Source organism: Inquilinus sp. 2KB_23 (assembly GCF_052115705.1).
Classification (GTDB): domain Bacteria; phylum Pseudomonadota; class Alphaproteobacteria; order DSM-16000; family Inquilinaceae; genus Inquilinus; species Inquilinus ginsengisoli_A.
Genome location: NZ_JBFRHF010000005.1, coordinates 244,258 through 259,931, shown reverse-complemented (window position 1 = coordinate 259,931; position 15,674 = coordinate 244,258). Strand labels below are relative to the sequence as shown.

At 69.4% G+C, this 15,674-nt stretch carries 13 protein-coding genes; 5 read left to right on the top strand and 8 right to left on the bottom strand.

Annotated features, from left to right (window positions below; translation table 11 throughout):
* The first annotated feature begins 27 nt into the window (after positions 1-27).
* The gene (crcB, locus tag AB4112_RS09040; RefSeq protein ID WP_309791698.1) at positions 28-417 is read left to right on the top strand and encodes a fluoride efflux transporter CrcB; all 390 of its coding nucleotides are present in this window, start codon (positions 28-30) and stop codon (positions 415-417) included.
* Positions 418-511: 94 nt separating this feature from the next.
* Positions 512-1,015 carry a hypothetical protein gene (locus AB4112_RS09035; RefSeq protein ID WP_441718729.1) on the top strand — a complete coding sequence of 168 codons (504 nt, stop codon included), beginning with the start codon at positions 512-514 and terminating at the stop codon, positions 1,013-1,015.
* A gap of 3 nt (positions 1,016-1,018) precedes the next feature.
* Here AB4112_RS09035 and AB4112_RS09030 read toward each other — a convergent pair whose 3' ends face one another.
* The 4 genes from AB4112_RS09030 to AB4112_RS09015 form a co-directional block, all read right to left on the bottom strand.
* Positions 1,019-1,693, bottom strand: a complete 675-nt coding sequence (locus AB4112_RS09030) for a DUF2459 domain-containing protein (RefSeq protein ID WP_441718726.1) — start codon at positions 1,691-1,693, stop codon at positions 1,019-1,021.
* Between the two features lie 5 nt (positions 1,694-1,698).
* Positions 1,699-2,583: a hypothetical protein gene (locus tag AB4112_RS09025; RefSeq protein ID WP_441718723.1), complete on the bottom strand. Its 885-nt coding sequence runs from the start codon at positions 2,581-2,583 to the stop codon at positions 1,699-1,701.
* Positions 2,580-3,683 (bottom strand): acyltransferase family protein, encoded by a 1,104-nt coding sequence (locus tag AB4112_RS09020; RefSeq protein ID WP_441718822.1) that lies wholly within the window; start codon positions 3,681-3,683, stop codon positions 2,580-2,582. The genes AB4112_RS09025 and AB4112_RS09020 overlap by 4 nt, the downstream gene beginning before the upstream one ends.
* Before the next feature lie 259 nt (positions 3,684-3,942).
* Positions 3,943-4,866: an aspartyl/asparaginyl beta-hydroxylase domain-containing protein gene (locus tag AB4112_RS09015; protein ID WP_441718720.1), complete on the bottom strand. Its 924-nt coding sequence runs from the start codon at positions 4,864-4,866 to the stop codon at positions 3,943-3,945.
* A gap of 257 nt (positions 4,867-5,123) precedes the next feature.
* On the opposite strand from AB4112_RS09015, the gene AB4112_RS09010 reads away from it, so the two are divergent.
* Positions 5,124-6,818 carry an amidohydrolase family protein gene (locus AB4112_RS09010; protein ID WP_441718717.1) on the top strand — a complete coding sequence of 565 codons (1,695 nt, stop codon included), beginning with the start codon at positions 5,124-5,126 and terminating at the stop codon, positions 6,816-6,818.
* 37 nt (positions 6,819-6,855) lie between these two features.
* On the opposite strand, the gene AB4112_RS09005 is transcribed toward AB4112_RS09010, so the two are convergent.
* On the bottom strand, positions 6,856-8,175 hold the full coding sequence (locus AB4112_RS09005; RefSeq protein WP_441718714.1) for a replication-associated recombination protein A: 1,320 nt from the start codon (positions 8,173-8,175) through the stop codon (positions 6,856-6,858).
* A 263-nt stretch (positions 8,176-8,438) separates the two neighbouring features.
* Here AB4112_RS09005 and AB4112_RS09000 point away from each other — a divergent pair, with 263 nt between their 5' ends.
* On the top strand, positions 8,439-9,626 hold the full coding sequence (locus tag AB4112_RS09000; RefSeq protein ID WP_441718711.1) for an efflux RND transporter periplasmic adaptor subunit: 1,188 nt from the start codon (positions 8,439-8,441) through the stop codon (positions 9,624-9,626).
* A gap of 11 nt (positions 9,627-9,637) precedes the next feature.
* Positions 9,638-12,820, top strand: a complete 3,183-nt coding sequence (locus AB4112_RS08995; protein WP_441718708.1) for an efflux RND transporter permease subunit — start codon at positions 9,638-9,640, stop codon at positions 12,818-12,820.
* An 18-nt stretch (positions 12,821-12,838) separates the two neighbouring features.
* Here the strand turns inward: AB4112_RS08995 and AB4112_RS08990 are convergent, their stop codons facing one another.
* The 3 genes from AB4112_RS08990 to AB4112_RS08980 all read right to left on the bottom strand — a co-directional run bounded on the left by AB4112_RS08990 (position 12,839) and on the right by AB4112_RS08980 (position 15,574).
* Positions 12,839-13,690, bottom strand: coding sequence for a hypothetical protein (locus AB4112_RS08990; RefSeq protein ID WP_441718705.1), 852 nt, complete (start codon positions 13,688-13,690; stop codon positions 12,839-12,841).
* 61 nt (positions 13,691-13,751) lie between these two features.
* Positions 13,752-15,155: a Do family serine endopeptidase gene (locus AB4112_RS08985; protein ID WP_441718702.1), complete on the bottom strand. Its 1,404-nt coding sequence runs from the start codon at positions 15,153-15,155 to the stop codon at positions 13,752-13,754.
* A 134-nt stretch (positions 15,156-15,289) separates the two neighbouring features.
* Positions 15,290-15,574 carry a DUF427 domain-containing protein gene (locus tag AB4112_RS08980; RefSeq protein WP_309791684.1) on the bottom strand — a complete coding sequence of 95 codons (285 nt, stop codon included), beginning with the start codon at positions 15,572-15,574 and terminating at the stop codon, positions 15,290-15,292.
* Between the last annotated feature and the right edge of the window lie 100 nt (positions 15,575-15,674).

Here is a 15,674-nt window from a genome sequence, read left to right as displayed (position 1 = left end):
TTTAGCACGGGTGAAGGGGATCGTCGCGTGGGCGCATATCTCTGGGTCGCGGCCGGCAGCGCGCTGGGCGGCATGGCACGGTACTGGTGCTCCGTCGCCGCCGTCGAGCGCTACGGCGAGACCTTCCCCTGGGGCACGCTGGGCATCAACATCCTCGGCTCCTTCGTCATCGGCCTGTTCGGCGCGCTGACCGCGGCGGGCGGGCCGCTTCCGGCCGGGCCGGATGCGCGGCTGTTCGTCATGGTCGGGCTGTGCGGCGGCTACACCACCTTCTCCGCCTTCAGCCTGCAGACGCTGACGCTGATGCAGGCCGGCGACTGGCTGCGGGCGGGGCTGTATGTGCTGCTGTCGGTGCTACTGTGCCTGGTCGCGGTGTGGCTCGGCGTCGCCGCGATCCAGACGCTGAAAGCGGCCTGAGGGGGGCGGATTTCCCGCACTCCGTGCATAAAGGCGTATTATTATCGCGCAAAAGGGCTGTGAGTCGGCCCGGGGATGGCAGGGAGTTTGGGCGATGAGGCTGGCAATCGTTGCGGGAAGCGTGGTGTTCGGGCTGCTGGCGGGCTGCGCCTCCAAGGAGCTGCCGCCCGACCCGACGGCGGATGCCCTGCGCGAACATGGCGCCAAGCTGATCCCGGGCCCGGCGATCGCCGAGCGGCTGACCGACAAGACGCTGTACGGCACCATCGCCATCGACACCAACACCGCCAAGGCTGGCGACGCCTGGACCGAGTATTTCGGCGCGGACGGCCAGCTATGGTACCGCGACACCCGCACCACCTTCCATGGCTACTGGCACGTGCCGGACGACAAGGACGAGCTGTGCCTGACCTTCCGCGAGGGCGAGGACCGCTGCGCCCAGCTGTTCGATCTCGGCGACACCATCCGCTTCGTCTCGACGGCGCAGGGACCGTATCAGGGCCGCTCCACCTCCTATGCTGACAAGGTCACCGACGGTGATGCCGAGGGCTTTGTGCCCAAGCCGCCGGAACCGCGCCAGCGCAAGCGGCGGAAGTAGGACTCACCCGAGCGGCCACATCACCCCGAAGCTGAAGGGCGCCCACAGCGCGGTCGGCAGCCCGGCCGTCGCCAGGGCGTCAGCGGTCCAGACGTTGCAGGTACGCCAGGGCCGGTAATGGCCATGCGCGGCGTAGAAGGCCTCGTGGGTGCCGGTGCCCGGCGGCGCGGCCAGGATGCCCCGCCCGGCATCGTCCAGAACCGCCGTGCCGCGGATGAAGCCGGACAGCGCCGCCCGCCCCGGCGCATCGAGCGACAGGCGGGTGCAGGACGGGTTGCCGGCGGGGTCCATGACATAGGCGACGTGCAGCGCGCTGGGACCGCCGCCGAGCAGCGCCGCCATGGCGGTGGAGAAGCGGAGGTCGGCCCAGCGTGGTGTCTCCCGGTAGAAGGTCAGGTCGCCCCAGCCGAAGGCGACGTGGAGGTCGGGCACGGGGAAGGTCGGCGCCGCGTCGGGGAACACCGCGGCCCAGTCGACCCCCGCGCCGCGCACCGGCAGCACGATGTCGGTGTGGGCCAGGGTGGCGCAGACATAGGCGGGCGGGTTGCCCGGCGCGACGGCCTGCGCCCGGCCTCCGACCGGCACCAGCGCCAGGACGACGGCGGTCAGGACATACAGGGCAGCCAGGCCGAGCGCCGTCGCGGCCAGCGCCAGCGGAGCCGCGATCAGCAGGCGCAACGCCCTCATCCCCGCACCCCGAAGATCCAGCCTTCGGTGCGGGCGGTCGCCGCCGTCAGCCCCGGCGGCGCCCAGCTTTCCGGCTCCCCGGCCGCCACCCGCAGGCCCGCCGCGGCGACCAGCGCGTCGGTGGCATGGTCGGTCAGGGGATCGGCCACGACGGCGGGGCCGCTGCCCAGCCGGGCCAGCGCGGCGTCGAGATCAGCGCGGTCGCGGACCTTGGCGCTGGCCATGCGCCCGGCGCGGCGCCAGGACAGGCGCGGGAAGATCTCGACCATCACGATCGGATGCGCCCCCACCGGCTCGAACGGCCAGACCGCCAGCCGCCCGTCGAGGCGGTCGCGCAGATGGTGCAGCACCCGCATGCCGGCCAGGGCACCCGGCCCCACCGTCTTCGGCCCGAACTGCTTGAACGGGCTGTCCGGCGCGCCGAGCCCGTCGCGGCGGCAGGCCATCTCGGCCTCGCGATGCGGCTCGACCCAGCCGGCCGGCCGCGGGCCGCGCAGCCAGAAATCCGCGATGTAGTCGGCATGGCGGGCGAAATCGGCGCCGAGGAAATCCGGCGCCCCGGCCGCGACCCGGTCGATCAGCGCCCACAGGTCACGGGCGCCGCCGCCCGGCGGCAGATAGCCGGCGGCGGTGACGAAGGGCAGCGAGAAGGCGCAGTCGATGCCGACCAGCATGCGGTCGGCGCCCCGGGCCTCGGCCGCGATCCAGTCGGCGACGGCGCTGCGGGTCCAGCGCCGGCCGGACGGTGGCGGCAGCAGCATCGGCCCGGCCGCGCCGGCCCGGCATTCCGCCACGGCGACGCCGTCATAGACGCCGCGCGCGCCGGACCAGTCGATGGCGATGAAGCGGTCGAAGGGGGCCGGGAACCCTGCCGGGTTCATGCCGCCAGCGCGGCCGGGCGCCGGCGGTCGAGGCGGGCATACAGCGCCCGGCGCGCCGGCACCTCGACCCAGCGGAACAGCAGCGCCGCCAGCAGCACCACCGCCAGCAGCGCCGCGGCCGAGACCGCGACCAGATAGGGCAGCGACTGCAGCCGGTCACCGGACCGCAGCAGCACCTGCATCTCGATCTTCAGCACCAGGGGATGGACCATGTAGATCGAGTAGGACCACAGGCCGAGGAGATGCAGCGGCCGCCAGGACAGGGCCCGGGCGACCGTTCCCCCGTCCAGCGCCAGGGACAGCACGATCCAGGCGAAGACCGGGATCAGCAGGATGTCCGGCGCCCCGAGATGCAGCAGCAGGACGGCGAGGATCAGGGCCGCGGCCGCGCCAGCCGCGCCGCCCAGCCGCCGCAGCGCCTGGTCGCGGGTCTCGACCAGCCGGGCGATCAGGATACCGATCCCGAAGGACGGCAGGCAGCGCAGGATCGCCAGCCCGGCGGACTGGTTCAACTGCAGCGCCGGGTCGACCGTCGACAGCCACAGCAGCGCCGCCAGCCCGGCCAGCGCCGTGGCGATCGCCAGCGGCCAGGATCCCCAGCGCAGCAGGACCAGCAGCAGCGGCAGCAGCAGATAGGCCAGGAACTCCGTGCTGACCGACCAGGAGACGTAGTTGAAGCTGGTGCCCACGCCACCGGGCCAGCCCTGGATCAGCAGCAGGTGCTGCAGCAGGCCGACCGGCCCGTGCGGCCCGGTGAAGGGCGCGGAATCATAGGTCGGCACCCGGTACTTCAGCAGCTCGATGCCGACAAAGACCAGCAGCATCAGCAGGTGCAGCGGATAGATCCGGGCCAGCCGGCGGCCGATGAAGTCGAGATAGTCCCGCCGGCGGAATCCGGGCCTCAGCACGGTGCCGTAGACCAGGGCCATCAGCAGGCCGCTGAGCATGAAGAAGAAGTCGACCCAGAGATACGATTTGTCGAAATACCGGGTGACGCCGCTGGGGTCGAACCCGACCGGCACCAGCCCCTTGCCGATCAGGTTGTCGATGGTGTCGTCGAGATGCAGCCCGACCACGGACAACGCGGCGATGCCCCGCATCGACGTCAAGGCACGGATCTCCGCGACCATTCGTTCCCCCCGGAATCCCCGCCGCGCTCACTATCGCATCGCCGCCGGCGCCATCGCAACGGGCCCGCTTCGTCGGCCATCGAAATAGGGCCCGTTCGAGACCGCGCTGGTGTGAGTCGGCTGGCGGTGGTTTCGAGACCCGGCGCGCAGCGGACGTTTGGGTCCGTGAGCACCGGAAGCGGAGAAGCCGCCGTCAGACGGCCGCACCAGTAGCGGTATCGGATGGGCTCTAGGCCAGGGCCAGGAACGCCGCCAATAGCCCGCCGAAGAAGACGTATTTGATCGCGTAGTACAGCTTGCGGTTCTTCTTCTTGATCTTCTTGAAGAAGGTCCGGATCGGGTAGATGTAGGCGAAGGCCTTGTTCAGCCCCGACACCTTGTCGCCGTCGGCGTTGCGGGTGGCGCCGGCCTGGATCAGGTACTTGGCGAAGAAGCGGTTCACCGCCAGCGCCCAGCCGAACCGCATCGGCCGCTCGACGTCGCAGAACAGGATCACCCGGTTCTCGTCCGAGAAGTTCTCGGCGTAGTGGATGTAGGTCTCGTCGAAGACCACGTCCTCGCCGTCGCGCCAGCTGTAGGACTTGCCGTCGACGATGATGCGGCAGCGGTCGTCATTCGGCGTGATCAGGCCGAGATGGTAGCGCAGCGAGCCGGCATAGGGGTCGCGATGCGCCACCAGCTTGCCGCCCGGCGGCAGCGAGGTGAACATCGCCGCCTTCAGGGTCGGGATGGTCTTCACCAGCGCCACGGAGCGCGGGCACTGGGTTTCGGCCGAGGGCAGCGGGTCGCCGTACCACTTGAGGTAATAGCGCTTCCAGCCACGCCGGAAGAAGGAGTTGAAGCCGACATCGTCGAGCTTGTCCGAGCCCTTGATGTCGCCGTCCTCCTGCAGCCGCAGGGCCTCGTCGCGGAAGACGTGCCAATTGTCCTTCAGCGCCTGCAGCTCCGGGAAGCTGCGCGGGTCGTGGTAAGGTCTGCTCGGCACCCGCGAGAACAGGTACATGAAGCAGTTGATCGGCGCGAAGAAGGTCGAGTGATCGGTCAGCTGCCGGGTGAAGCGGTGCCGCACCTGGCCGCGGAAATGCACCCACAGCGCCGAGGCGATGTAGGCATAGACGATCAGGAACTTCGGCGCGAACACAGTGGCCAGCATCTGGGCCATACCTCCAACCGGAGCCGCGAGGGTGCGGGCCGGAATTGCGACCAACTCGCACGCTCTATACCATCCCTGCCGCCGGACCGATAGGACCAGGGCGCCGCAGGGTGGCGCATGGCGCTCGGAAGCGCGCGAAAGCTGGGAATGCGGGCTGTCCCGATTTCCACTACCATCGGCGGGGCGCGCACGGCCGGAATTTTCGCCGTCGCAGGCCGCAGTATTTTGATCGCATATTATTTTATGGGGAGCCGATCATGTCTTTGGACATCGACAGACGGACTTTCAGCAAGGGCGCCCTTCTCATCTCCATCTCAGGCATTGCCGCAGCGTGCCGTCCGCTGCTTCCGCCACCGCCGCCGCTGGTGGTGGCGGGGGATATCGTCGACATCCACTGCCACCTCTTCAACGGCCAGGATCTGCCCGTCGTCCGTTTCATCACGAAGGTCGTCATTCCGGAGAACGAGACACCCGAGCCCCGCATCGCCGCGTCCCGTGCCGTGGAGGATCCCAGCGTCCTGGAGCTGGTCCTGCAGTGGTTCAAGGACCGGCTTCTGCACGAGACGCCGACGGCCGAGCAGGAGATCGCCTACCTGAAAGGCGAGGCATCGCTGCGATCGAACGCGACGGCGGCGGGGGCACCGGATTTCGCGGTGTCCACCCTCGCCGACGTCATCCAGGGCAGACCGCCCGACGGCGTCGGGCCGCGTCTTGCCCCGGATGCCCGGTCCGAGCGCTTTCGCACCCTGCTTCTCGACGCGGCCGGGCAGTCGGGGACCATGAGCCTGAACCGCGCCGCGCCGAGAGCCGAGCCCGACCCGCGGGAGGCCGCCCTTGCCGCCTATGAATCGCAGAGCACGATCGGGGTCTATCTGAGATGGTTCACCCTCTTCATGCAGTATCGCCATTCGCTGGCCGAGCAGCTGACGAGCGCCCTCACCAATGACGGGCGGAAGCCCGTCCTCCTCGTCCCCCTGATGATCGACTATTCGAAATGGCTCGGGGAATCGGTCGCGTCATCCTTGCGGGATCAGGTTGAGGTCTTCGACCTGATCGCACGGGGACGGCAGGCGTCACCGGCCATTCACGGCATGGTCGCCTATGATCCGCTACGCGCCGTCTACCACCAGCGCCGCCCCGACCTGCAGGCGGAGGACCCGCTCTCGATCGTCGAGGACGCCCTGGAAAGCCACGGTTTCCTGGGGGTGAAACTGTATCCGCCCATGGGGTTCCGCGCGGCCGGCAATACCGACGGCCAGGGCTATCCCGACCTTGTCGCAGAGGAACTGCGCGGCGTTGCAGGGCTGGGGCGGGATCTCGATGACGCCCTCGACCGGTTGTACGGTCTGTGCACCCGCATCGAGGCGCCGGTGATCGCGCATGCCGCCGCGACCCAGGGCGCCGGGCGAGGTTACGCCGATCGTGCCGATCCGACCTATTGGCTGAGGGTCCTGAAGCGGTGGCCCGGCCTTCGCCTGTGCCTCGCCCATCAGGGCCGGTTCGGCTACAGATCGCTCGCCCCGGAGACCACAGGGCAGCTCTACGAGGACATCATCGGCCGGCATATCAGCAAGAACCCCGATACGCATCTCTGCATGGACATCAGCTATCTGTCCGAAGCCCTGCGGCCCGGCGCGGAGAATCGCAAATACTATGCCGACAGCCTCAAGGCCTGGATCGGGAGATACGACCGGAACGCGGAGCACATCCTGTTCGGGACGGACTGGATCATGGTCGGAATCGAAAAGGCGGGAGTGGCCTATACCCGCAACGTCATCTGGTTCCTGACGGAGGATTGCGGGTTGAGCGCCGACCAGCTGGACCGAATCCTGCGCCTGAATGCCGGCCGCTATCTCGGGCTGCGAGACGGCGATGCGACGCGCCGTAGGCTCTTGGAGGGGTTCTATTCCGTCAACCAGATGCCCGAAACGCTGCTGCCGCCTTTCGCCTGAAGCCTGAAATCCGGGACCGGGACCGGGACAGCGCAGGTCACCCCTCCTCCCGCTGCGCCCGCAGCTTGCCCCAGTAATCCAGCCGCTTGCGGATCTCGCGCTCGAAGCCGCGCTCGACCGGACGGTAGAATTCCTGCCGCGCCATGTCGGGCGGAAAGTAGTTCTGGCCCGAGAAGCCCTCGTCGGTGTCGTGGTCGTAGGCGTAGCCCTTGCCGTAGCCGATCTCCTTCATCAGCTTGGTCGGGGCGTTCAGGATGTGCATCGGCGGCATCAGGCTGCCGGTCTCCTTCGCCGCACGCGAACTGGCCTTATAGGCGGTGTAGGCGGCGTTCGACTTCGGCGCGGTGCCGAGGAAGATCACCGCCTGGGCGATGGCGAGTTCGCCCTCCGGGCTGCCCAGCCGCTCATAGGCGTCCCAGGCCGCCAGCGACTGGGTCAGCGCGTTCGGGTCGGCCATGCCGATGTCCTCGACCGCGAAGCGCACCAGCCGGCGCACGACGTAGAGCGGGTCCTCGCCCCCCGCCAGCATCCGCGCGAACCAGTAGAGCGCGGCGTCGACGTCGGAGCCGCGCAGCGACTTGTGCAGGGCCGAGATCAGGTTGTAGTGGCTCTCCTGCGCCTTGTCGTAGACCGGCGCCCGGCGCTGCACCGTCTGGGCCAGCCCGGCGGCGTCGAGCGGCGCGGCCGGCTTCAGTGCGAACAGCTCCTCCGTCAGGTTCAGCAGGTAGCGGCCGTCGCCGTCGGCCATGGCCTTGACCGCATCGCGCGCCTCCGACGTCAGCGGCAGGGTCCGGCCCTCCGCCGCCTCGGCCCGCTGCAGCAGCTCCTCCAGCGCCGCGAAGTCGAGGCGGTTGAGGACGAAGACCTGGCAGCGCGACAGCAGCGCGGCGTTCAGCTCGAAGGACGGGTTCTCGGTGGTGGCGCCGATCAGGGTGATGGTGCCGTCCTCGACCACCGGCAGGAACGCGTCCTGCTGGCTGCGGTTGAAGCGGTGGACCTCGTCGACGAACAGCAGCGTGCCCTGCCCCGCGGCGCGCCGGCCACGGGCCGCGTCGAAGATCTTCCGCAGCTCGGCGACGCCGGAGAAGATCGCCGACAGCGGCTCGAAATGCAGGTCGGTGTGCTCCGCCAGCAGCCGCGCCAGGGTGGTCTTGCCGCAGCCCGGCGGGCCCCACAGCACCATGCTGGCGATGCGGTGCGCCGCCACCATCCGGCCGATCGGACCCTCCGGCTTCAGCAGGTGGTCCTGGCCGACCACCTCGTCGATGCTGCGCGGCCGCAGCCGGTCGGCCAGCGGCCGCGGCGCCTGGTCGGCGAAGAGCGAGGGCGTATTGTCGGATCGTGGAGAACGGGCCATGGCTCAGATCTAGGGGGCGCGGGCGGTCTTGGCCAGCGCCGGGACAACGGATCGCGGCGGAATCCCGCCGAGGCCCCGCATCGTCGGCCACCGGCCAGCGAGGCGCAATGGCGACATGTTGGCCGCTCTTCCGCCGCCGTTCCGCCGGACTGTGACCATGATCACTTCGCCGTGAACCTTTGCGGTGCAAAGAGCGAACGATTGACAAGCCCTGACACCCGGATACCTTTTGCCGGGGACCTCCTTCGGAGCATGAGACAATGATGACCGGGCGCCTGCACATGCGGCCAGGACGGGTGTTGGGCACCCTGACGGCATTGGGACTGGCCGCTTTCCTCGTCGCCTGCAACGAATCGGGCAGCCAGGGCCAGGCCGCGCCGCCGCCCCCGCCGGTCACGGTGGCCTCGCCGCTCGTCCAGAAGATCACCGAATGGGATGAGTTCACCGGCCGCTTCGAGGCGACGGCCTCGGTCGAGGTGCGGGCCCGCGTCTCCGGCTACCTCCAGTCGATCAACTTCACCGACGGCGCCATGGTCAAGCAGGGCGACCTGCTGTTCACGATCGATCCCCGCCCCTACCAGGCGGTCGTGGATTCGGCCCAGGCCGACCTGACCAACGCCCAGGCCCGGCTCGACCTCGCCAAGGTCCAGCTCGATCGCGCACAGTCGCTGGTCGCCCAGTCCAACGTCTCGCGCTCGTCCTACGATCAGGCGGTGCAGGAACGGCGGGCCTCCGAGGCCGCAGTGGCGCAGACCACGGCGGCGCTGCAGTCGGCACAGCTCAATCTCGGCTTCACCCAGGTCAAGGCGCCGATGTCCGGCCGGGTCTCGAACCGCCGGGTCGACATCGGCAACCTGGTCACCGGCGACCCGAGTTCGACCCTCCTGACCACCATCGTGGCGCTGGACCCGATCTATTTCGAGTTCGACATGAGCGAGGCCGACTACCTCGCCTATCAGCGCGCGGTGGTCGCCGGCAAGCTGCCCTCGACCCGCGACAACGCCACCATCATCCAGACCCGGCTGCCGGACGAGCAGGATTGGCCGCATGCCGGCACCATGAACTTCGTCGACAACCGGCTCGACCCCGGCTCCGGCACCATCCGCGCCCGCGCCATCCTGGACAACAAGGACCTGTTCATCACCCCCGGCCAGTTCGGCCGGCTGCGCCTGCCAGGGTCGAACGCCTATGACGCGATCCTGATACCGGAGAGTGCGATCCTGACCGATCAGTCGAACCGCGTGGTGATGACGGTGAAGGACGACAACACGGTCGTGCCCAAGATCATCCGGCCCGGCCCGACTTATCCCGGCGGCCTGCGCATCATCCGCGATGGCCTGACCGCGCAGGACAAGGTCATCATCAACGGGCTGGTCCGCGCCCGCCCCGGCGCCAAGGTGACGCCGCAGCCGGGCACCATCGCGGCCGTTCCCGAATACGACGCGAACTGAGGGCGGGGGGTATGAAGTTCTCCCATTTCTGCATCGACCGCCCGATCTTCGCGACGGTGCTGTCGATCCTGATCGTGCTGCTCGGCGCGGCCGCCTACTTCACCCTGCCGGTGGCGCAGTATCCCGAGATCGCGCCGCCGACCGTGGTGGTGCGCGCCCAGTATCCGGGCGCTTCGGCCGACGTCGTCGCCAACACCGTGGCGACGCCGATCGAGCAGGAGATCAACGGCGTCGAGAACATGCTGTACATGTCCTCGCAGGCCACCGGCGACGGCCAGCTGGCGATCACCGTCACCTTCTCGCTCGGCACCGACCTCGACATCGCCCAGGTGCTGGTCCAGAACCGCGTCGCCGTGGCCGAGCCGCGGCTGCCGGAGGAGGTGCGGTCGCTCGGCGTCACCACCAACAAGTCCTCGCCGGACCTGCTGATGGTGATCCATCTCACCTCGCCCGACGGCTCGCGCGACCCGCTCTACCTCTCGAACTACGCCACCCTGCAGGTGCGCGACGTGCTGGCCCGCCTGCACGGCGTCGGCGACGTGCGCGTCATCGGCGCCCGCGACTACTCGATGCGGATCTGGCTCGACCCCGACAAGGTGCAGTCGCGCAACCTGACCGCCGGCGATGTGGTGGCGGCGCTGCGGGCGCAGAACGTCCAGGTCGCCTCCGGCGTGCTGAACCAGCCGCCGACGCCGAACCCGGGCGCCTACCAGCTGAACGTCGAGACGCTGGGCCGGCTGACCGATACGCGCCAGTTCGGCAACATCGTGATCAAGACCGACAGTGACGGCCGCGTCACCCGGGTGCGCGACATCGCCCGGGTCGAGCTGGCCGCCCAGGACTACACCACCAACGGCTATCTCGACCAGCAGCCGGCGATCCCGCTGCTGATCTTCCAGCAGCCCGGGACGAACGCGCTGGACACCGCGAACTCCATGCTGGCGACGATGGCGGACCTGTCCAAGGTCTTCCCGCCGGGCGTCCACTACGACGTCGTCTACAACCCGACCACCTTCATCGCCGAATCGGTGCAGGAGGTGGAGAAGACGATCTGGGAGGCGGTGGCCCTGGTGGTCATCGTCGTGATCGTGTTCCTGCAGACCTGGCGCGCCGCGATCATCCCGGTGGTGGCGATCCCGATCTCGCTGGTCGGCACCTTCATGCTGATGGCGGGGCTGGGCTATTCCCTGAACAACCTGTCGCTGTTCGGCCTGGTGCTGGCCATCGGCATCGTGGTCGACGACGCCATCGTCGTGGTCGAGAACGTCGAACGCCATCTGCGCGAGGGCAAGTCGCCGAAGGAGGCCGCGCATCTGACGATGGACGAGGTCGGCGGTGCCCTGATCGCCATCGCCCTGGTGCTGTGCGCCGTGTTCATCCCGGCGGCGCTGATCAGCGGCATCACCGGCCAGTTCTTCCGCCAGTTCGCGGTCACCATCGCCGCGGCGACGGTGATCTCGGCCTTCGTGTCGCTGACCCTGAGCCCGGCCCTGTGCGCCCTGCTGCTGAAGCCGCATGAGGAGCACCACAGCCGGCGCAAGACCTTCATCCTGTTCCGGCCGATCACCGCCTTCTTCCGCGGCTTCAACTGGTTCTTCGACCGGCTGTCGCTCGGCTATGGCGGCCTGACCCGCCAGTTCATACGCTTCTCGGTGGTGATGCTGGTGGCCTATGTCGGGCTGATCGCCCTGACCGGCGTCCAGTTCAGCCGCGCCCCGACCGGCTTCATCCCGCAGCAGGACCAGGGCTATCTGATCACCGTCATCCAGCTGCCGCCGGGCTCGTCCCTGGCGCGCACCGACGCCGTGGTCAAGCAGGTGGCCAAGATCGTCACGGAGACGCCGGGCGTCGCCCATGCCGTGGCCTTCGCCGGCTTCGACGGCGCCACCTTCACCAACGCCTCCAACGCCGGCGCCGTCTTCTCGCCGTTCCTGCCCTTCGCCGAGCGCGACCCCAAGGGGCAGACGGCCGACGCGATCCAGGCCGACCTCGGCAAACGCCTGTCCGCCATCCAGGACGCCTTCATCATCACCATCCAGCCCCCGCCCGTCCGCGGCATCGGCACCGGCGGCGGCTTCAAGCTGATGATCCAGGACAAGCTGGGCCGCGGGCTGCCCGCGCTCGACGCCGCGACGCAGGAGGTGGTGGCCGCGGCCAACCAGGTCCCGGGGCTGGCCGGCGTGTTCTCGCTGTTCAACACCCGGACGCCGAAGCTGTATGCCGACATCGACCGGGTGAAGGCCGAGATGCTGGGCGTGCCCGCCTCCCGCGTGTTCGAGGCGCTGGAGATCTATCTCGGTTCGTCCTACGTCAACGACTTCAACTATCTCGGCCGCACCTTCCGCGTCACCGCCCAGGCCGACGGCAAGTTCCGGGTGAACCTGCGCGACGTCGGCAACTACAAGACCCGCAGCGACAGCGGCGGGATGGTGCCGCTGAGCGCCGTGGCCAGCTTCCGCAACGAGACCGGCGCCTATCGCGTGCCGCGCTACAACCTGTACCCCGCAGCCGAGGTCCAGGGCGCGGCCGCGCCGGGCTATTCCACCGGCTTCGCCCTGGATGCGATGGAGAAGGTCGCCGCCGACACCCTGCCACCGGGCTTCGGCTTCGAATGGACCGAAATCGCGCTGCAGCAGAAGCTGGCGGGCAACACCGGCATGCTGGTGTTCGTCGCCTCGGTGGTGTTCGTCTTCCTGCTGCTGGCGGCACAGTATGAAAGCTGGACGCTGCCGCTCTCGGTCATCCTGATCGTGCCGATGTGCCTGCTCGCCGCCGTCACCGGCCTGCTGATCCGGGGGTACGACGTGAACATCCTGGCCCAGATCGGCTTCGTCGTGCTGATCGGCCTGGCGGCGAAGAACGCGATCCTGATCGTGGAGTTCGCCCGCCAGGCGGAGGCCGCGGGCGACACCCGGCAGCAGGCCGCGGTCGATGCCGCGCGCACCCGGCTGCGGCCGATCCTGATGACCTCCTTCGCCTTCATCTTCGGCGTGGTGCCGCTGGTGATCGCGACGGGCGCCGGCTACGAGATGCGCCGGTCGCTGGGCACGGCGGTGTTCTCGGGCATGATCGGCGTGACCGTGTTCGGCCTGATGTTCACGCCGATGTTCTACGTGGTCTGCCGCTGGCTCGGCGCGGCGGTATCGCGGCGCAAGCCGGCGGCGCCGAAGCCCGAGGCCACCCCGGCCGCCTGACGCGACAACCGCCCCGGATCAGTCCGGGGCGGTTCCGCGGGCCAGTTCCGGCAGCCGCAGGTCGCGGTACAGTTCCGACAGCACGCCGGCGACGAGGCTGGTCTCGAACGCCACCAGGGCCAGCGCCACCAGTTCGCCCACGATCTCGGCAACCCCGAAGCCATCGCCCTCCGGCAGGATTGCATCGAGCGCGTAGCCGACGGCCAGGGAAATCACCAGGCTCAACACCGAGGTCGCGATCAGCGCCACCAGGCCGGCGATGCGATGCCCGCGCAGCAGCCGGCGGCTTTCGCCGGCGACCAGCCCGCGATCGCCGATCGCGGTGGCCGGCAGGACCAGCCCGTAGAAGGCGAACGGCACGGTCATGACGGCGGTGACCAGGACGGTCGTCGCCAGGGCCGACCACAGCCCGCCCGCCAGGCCACCGCCGGCGGCGAAGGACTGCATCACCGACGGTCCGCCCACGGCGCCGAAGACCAGCGACAGGATGATCAGCGCAACCATCACCGTGGCGATGCCGAGGGCACCGAGCCAGATCTGGTAGAGGGCGAAGCGCAGCGTCGCCGCATCGGCCGGAAACGGGACGATCTCGCCGCGCAGCACGTAGCGGTGCCACGACACCGCGATCAAGGCGACGGCGAGCAGCAGCACCACCCCGTACAGCAGCCCGGCCAGCATGGCGGGACCCGAGGGCTCGCCGGTCGCCATCATGGCCACGATCTCGTCGCCCCAGAGCTGGCCGATGGCCAGGCGGAGGATGGCGGCGAAGACAATCGCCGGCGCCGCCACGCGCGCCAGCGCGCCGGGATGCCCCAGGCTCCAGCCGAAGGCCCGCCGCAGCAGGTCGCCGCTCGAAAATGCCACCACCATTCTGGTCCCCTTGCCCGAATCAGGCGCGGATCATTTCAGCGGCAGGACAACAGGGCAACCGCTAGCGTCCGACCGTCGTCTCCAGCACCTGGCCGCCGCGCTGGACGGCGATGCGCCAGGGGCCGCGGGATCCGCGCAGCGACGCCTCCAGCGCCCCGGTGCTGTCGACCGCGTCGCCGTTGAGGCGCAGCAGCACGTCGCCCGGCTGCAGCCCCAGCCGCCCCGCCGGGCTGCGCGCCGCGACCGCGGTCACCACCACGCCCTTGCCGACGCTGGTGAGCCGCATCTCCTCCACCACCGCCGGCGAGACGTTGACCACGGTGGCGCCGGCCAGCGGCGAGCCGCTGCCGAGCGCGCGCTGGTCGCGCGGCGGATCCTCCGGCGGCGCCTCGACCGGCAGCGACAGCTCGACCGTGTCCTTGCCGCGCCGCACCGCCAGCTTGGCGGTGGCGCCGAGATCAAGGGTGACGAGGCGGTAGCGCAGCGATTCCGGATCGTCGACCGCATGGCCGTCGACCGCGATGACGACGTCGCCGACCTTCAGTCCGGCGCGCCCGGCCGGGCCCTTCGGATCGACGCCGTTGACCAGCACCCCGGCCGGCCGGTCGAGGCCATAGGCCTCGGCCAGGCTGTGGTCGATCGCCTGGCCGTCGGCGCCGAGCCAGGGCCGCACCACCGGCTGCCCGGTCTGGGCCGAGCGCATCATGCCGCGCAGCATGTTGGCCGGGATGGCGAAGCCGATGCCGAGCGACCCGCCGGTCCGGCTGTAGATCGCGGTGTTGATGCCGACCAGCCGGCCCTTCATGTCGATCAGGGCGCCGCCGGAATTGCCGGGGTTCACCGCCGCGTCGGTCTGGATGAAGAAGTCGTAGTCGGAGATGCCGACGGCGGTGCGGGCGATGGCCGAGACGATGCCCATGGTCACGGTCTGGCCGACGCCGAAGGGGTTGCCGATGGCGAGCACGAGGTCGCCGACCTCGAGTGCGTCGCTGTCGCCCAGCGGCAGGAACGGCAGCGCCCGGCCGCCGATGTCCTTGAGCCGGAGGAAGGCGAGGTCGGTGCGTTCGTCCGACAGCACCACCTCGGCCTCGAATTCGGTGCGGTCCGCCAGCACCACGGTGATCTGGTCGGCGTCCTTGATCACATGGTGGTTGGTCACCACCAACCCGTCGGCAGCGACCACGACGCCGGAGCCGAGCGAGTTCTCCATCCGCTGCCGCGGCCTGCCGCCGGGGATGTCGTCGCCGAAGAAGCGCTGGAAGAACGGATCGTCGAACAGCGGGTTCTGGCGTTCGACCACCATGTGGCGGGCGTAGATGTTGACCACGGCCGGCGCCGCGGTGCGCACCAGCGGCGCGAAGGTCAGGTCGATCTCGGCCCGGTTGGCCGGCACAACATCTTCGGCCAGGGCAGGCCCGGCCAGCAGGACCAGCGCGGCCGCCGCGGCCATCCACAAGCGCGTCATCACTCCTCCATCCGCCATCATCGGTACCCCTCACCAGAGGCGACGGACCGGTCTAGCCGAGGGAGAGGCCCGACGGCAACGCGCCGGTACGTCGCGTGGAGGAAGGTCTTGGAGGAAGGGTCTCTGCGGAACGCTCAGCGCTCGACCGTCACGCCGCGCCAGAAGGCGACATGATCCTTGATCCGCGCTGCCTCGGGCTTCGGGTCGGGGTAGAACCAGGCGGCGTCCTTGTTCTCGGCGCCACCGGCCTCGACCGTGTAGTAGCTGGCCTCGCCCTTCCACGGGCAGGTGCTGTGGGTCGGGCTGGGCCGCAGCACATCCTTCCGCACCGAGTCCGGCGGGAAGTAGACATTGCCCTCGACCAGTTCATAGGTGTCGCTGTCCGCCAGCACCACCCCGTTCCAGACCGCGCGCGCCATCGGATGCTCCATTTCGTTGTCTCCGGGAGAGGTTGGAGCCCGATCTCCCTTCGGCAAGGCCCGATCATCGGAGTCAAAGACCCGGCCCGAAGTCCTGGAC

Excerpts from the sequence above, each read along its gene's own strand:
- AB4112_RS09035 (WP_441718729.1), top strand. The coding sequence starts at position 512 with ATGAGGCTGGCAATCGTTGCGGGAAGCGTGGTGTTCGGGCTGCTGGCG.
- AB4112_RS09025 (WP_441718723.1), bottom strand. The coding sequence starts at position 2,583 with ATGAACCCGGCAGGGTTCCCGGCCCCCTTCGACCGCTTCATCGCCATC.
- AB4112_RS08990 (WP_441718705.1), bottom strand. The coding sequence starts at position 13,690 with ATGGTGGTGGCATTTTCGAGCGGCGACCTGCTGCGGCGGGCCTTCGGC.
- AB4112_RS09015 (WP_441718720.1), bottom strand. The coding sequence starts at position 4,866 with ATGCTGGCCACTGTGTTCGCGCCGAAGTTCCTGATCGTCTATGCCTAC.
- AB4112_RS09000 (WP_441718711.1), top strand. The coding sequence starts at position 8,439 with ATGACCGGGCGCCTGCACATGCGGCCAGGACGGGTGTTGGGCACCCTG.
- AB4112_RS08980 (WP_309791684.1), bottom strand. The coding sequence starts at position 15,574 with ATGGCGCGCGCGGTCTGGAACGGGGTGGTGCTGGCGGACAGCGACACC.
- AB4112_RS09005 (WP_441718714.1), bottom strand. The coding sequence starts at position 8,175 with ATGGCCCGTTCTCCACGATCCGACAATACGCCCTCGCTCTTCGCCGAC.
- AB4112_RS08995 (WP_441718708.1), top strand. The coding sequence starts at position 9,638 with ATGAAGTTCTCCCATTTCTGCATCGACCGCCCGATCTTCGCGACGGTG.
- AB4112_RS08985 (WP_441718702.1), bottom strand. The coding sequence starts at position 15,155 with ATGACGCGCTTGTGGATGGCCGCGGCGGCCGCGCTGGTCCTGCTGGCC.
- AB4112_RS09010 (WP_441718717.1), top strand. The coding sequence starts at position 5,124 with ATGTCTTTGGACATCGACAGACGGACTTTCAGCAAGGGCGCCCTTCTC.
- AB4112_RS09020 (WP_441718822.1), bottom strand. The coding sequence starts at position 3,683 with ATGCGGGGCATCGCCGCGTTGTCCGTGGTCGGGCTGCATCTCGACGAC.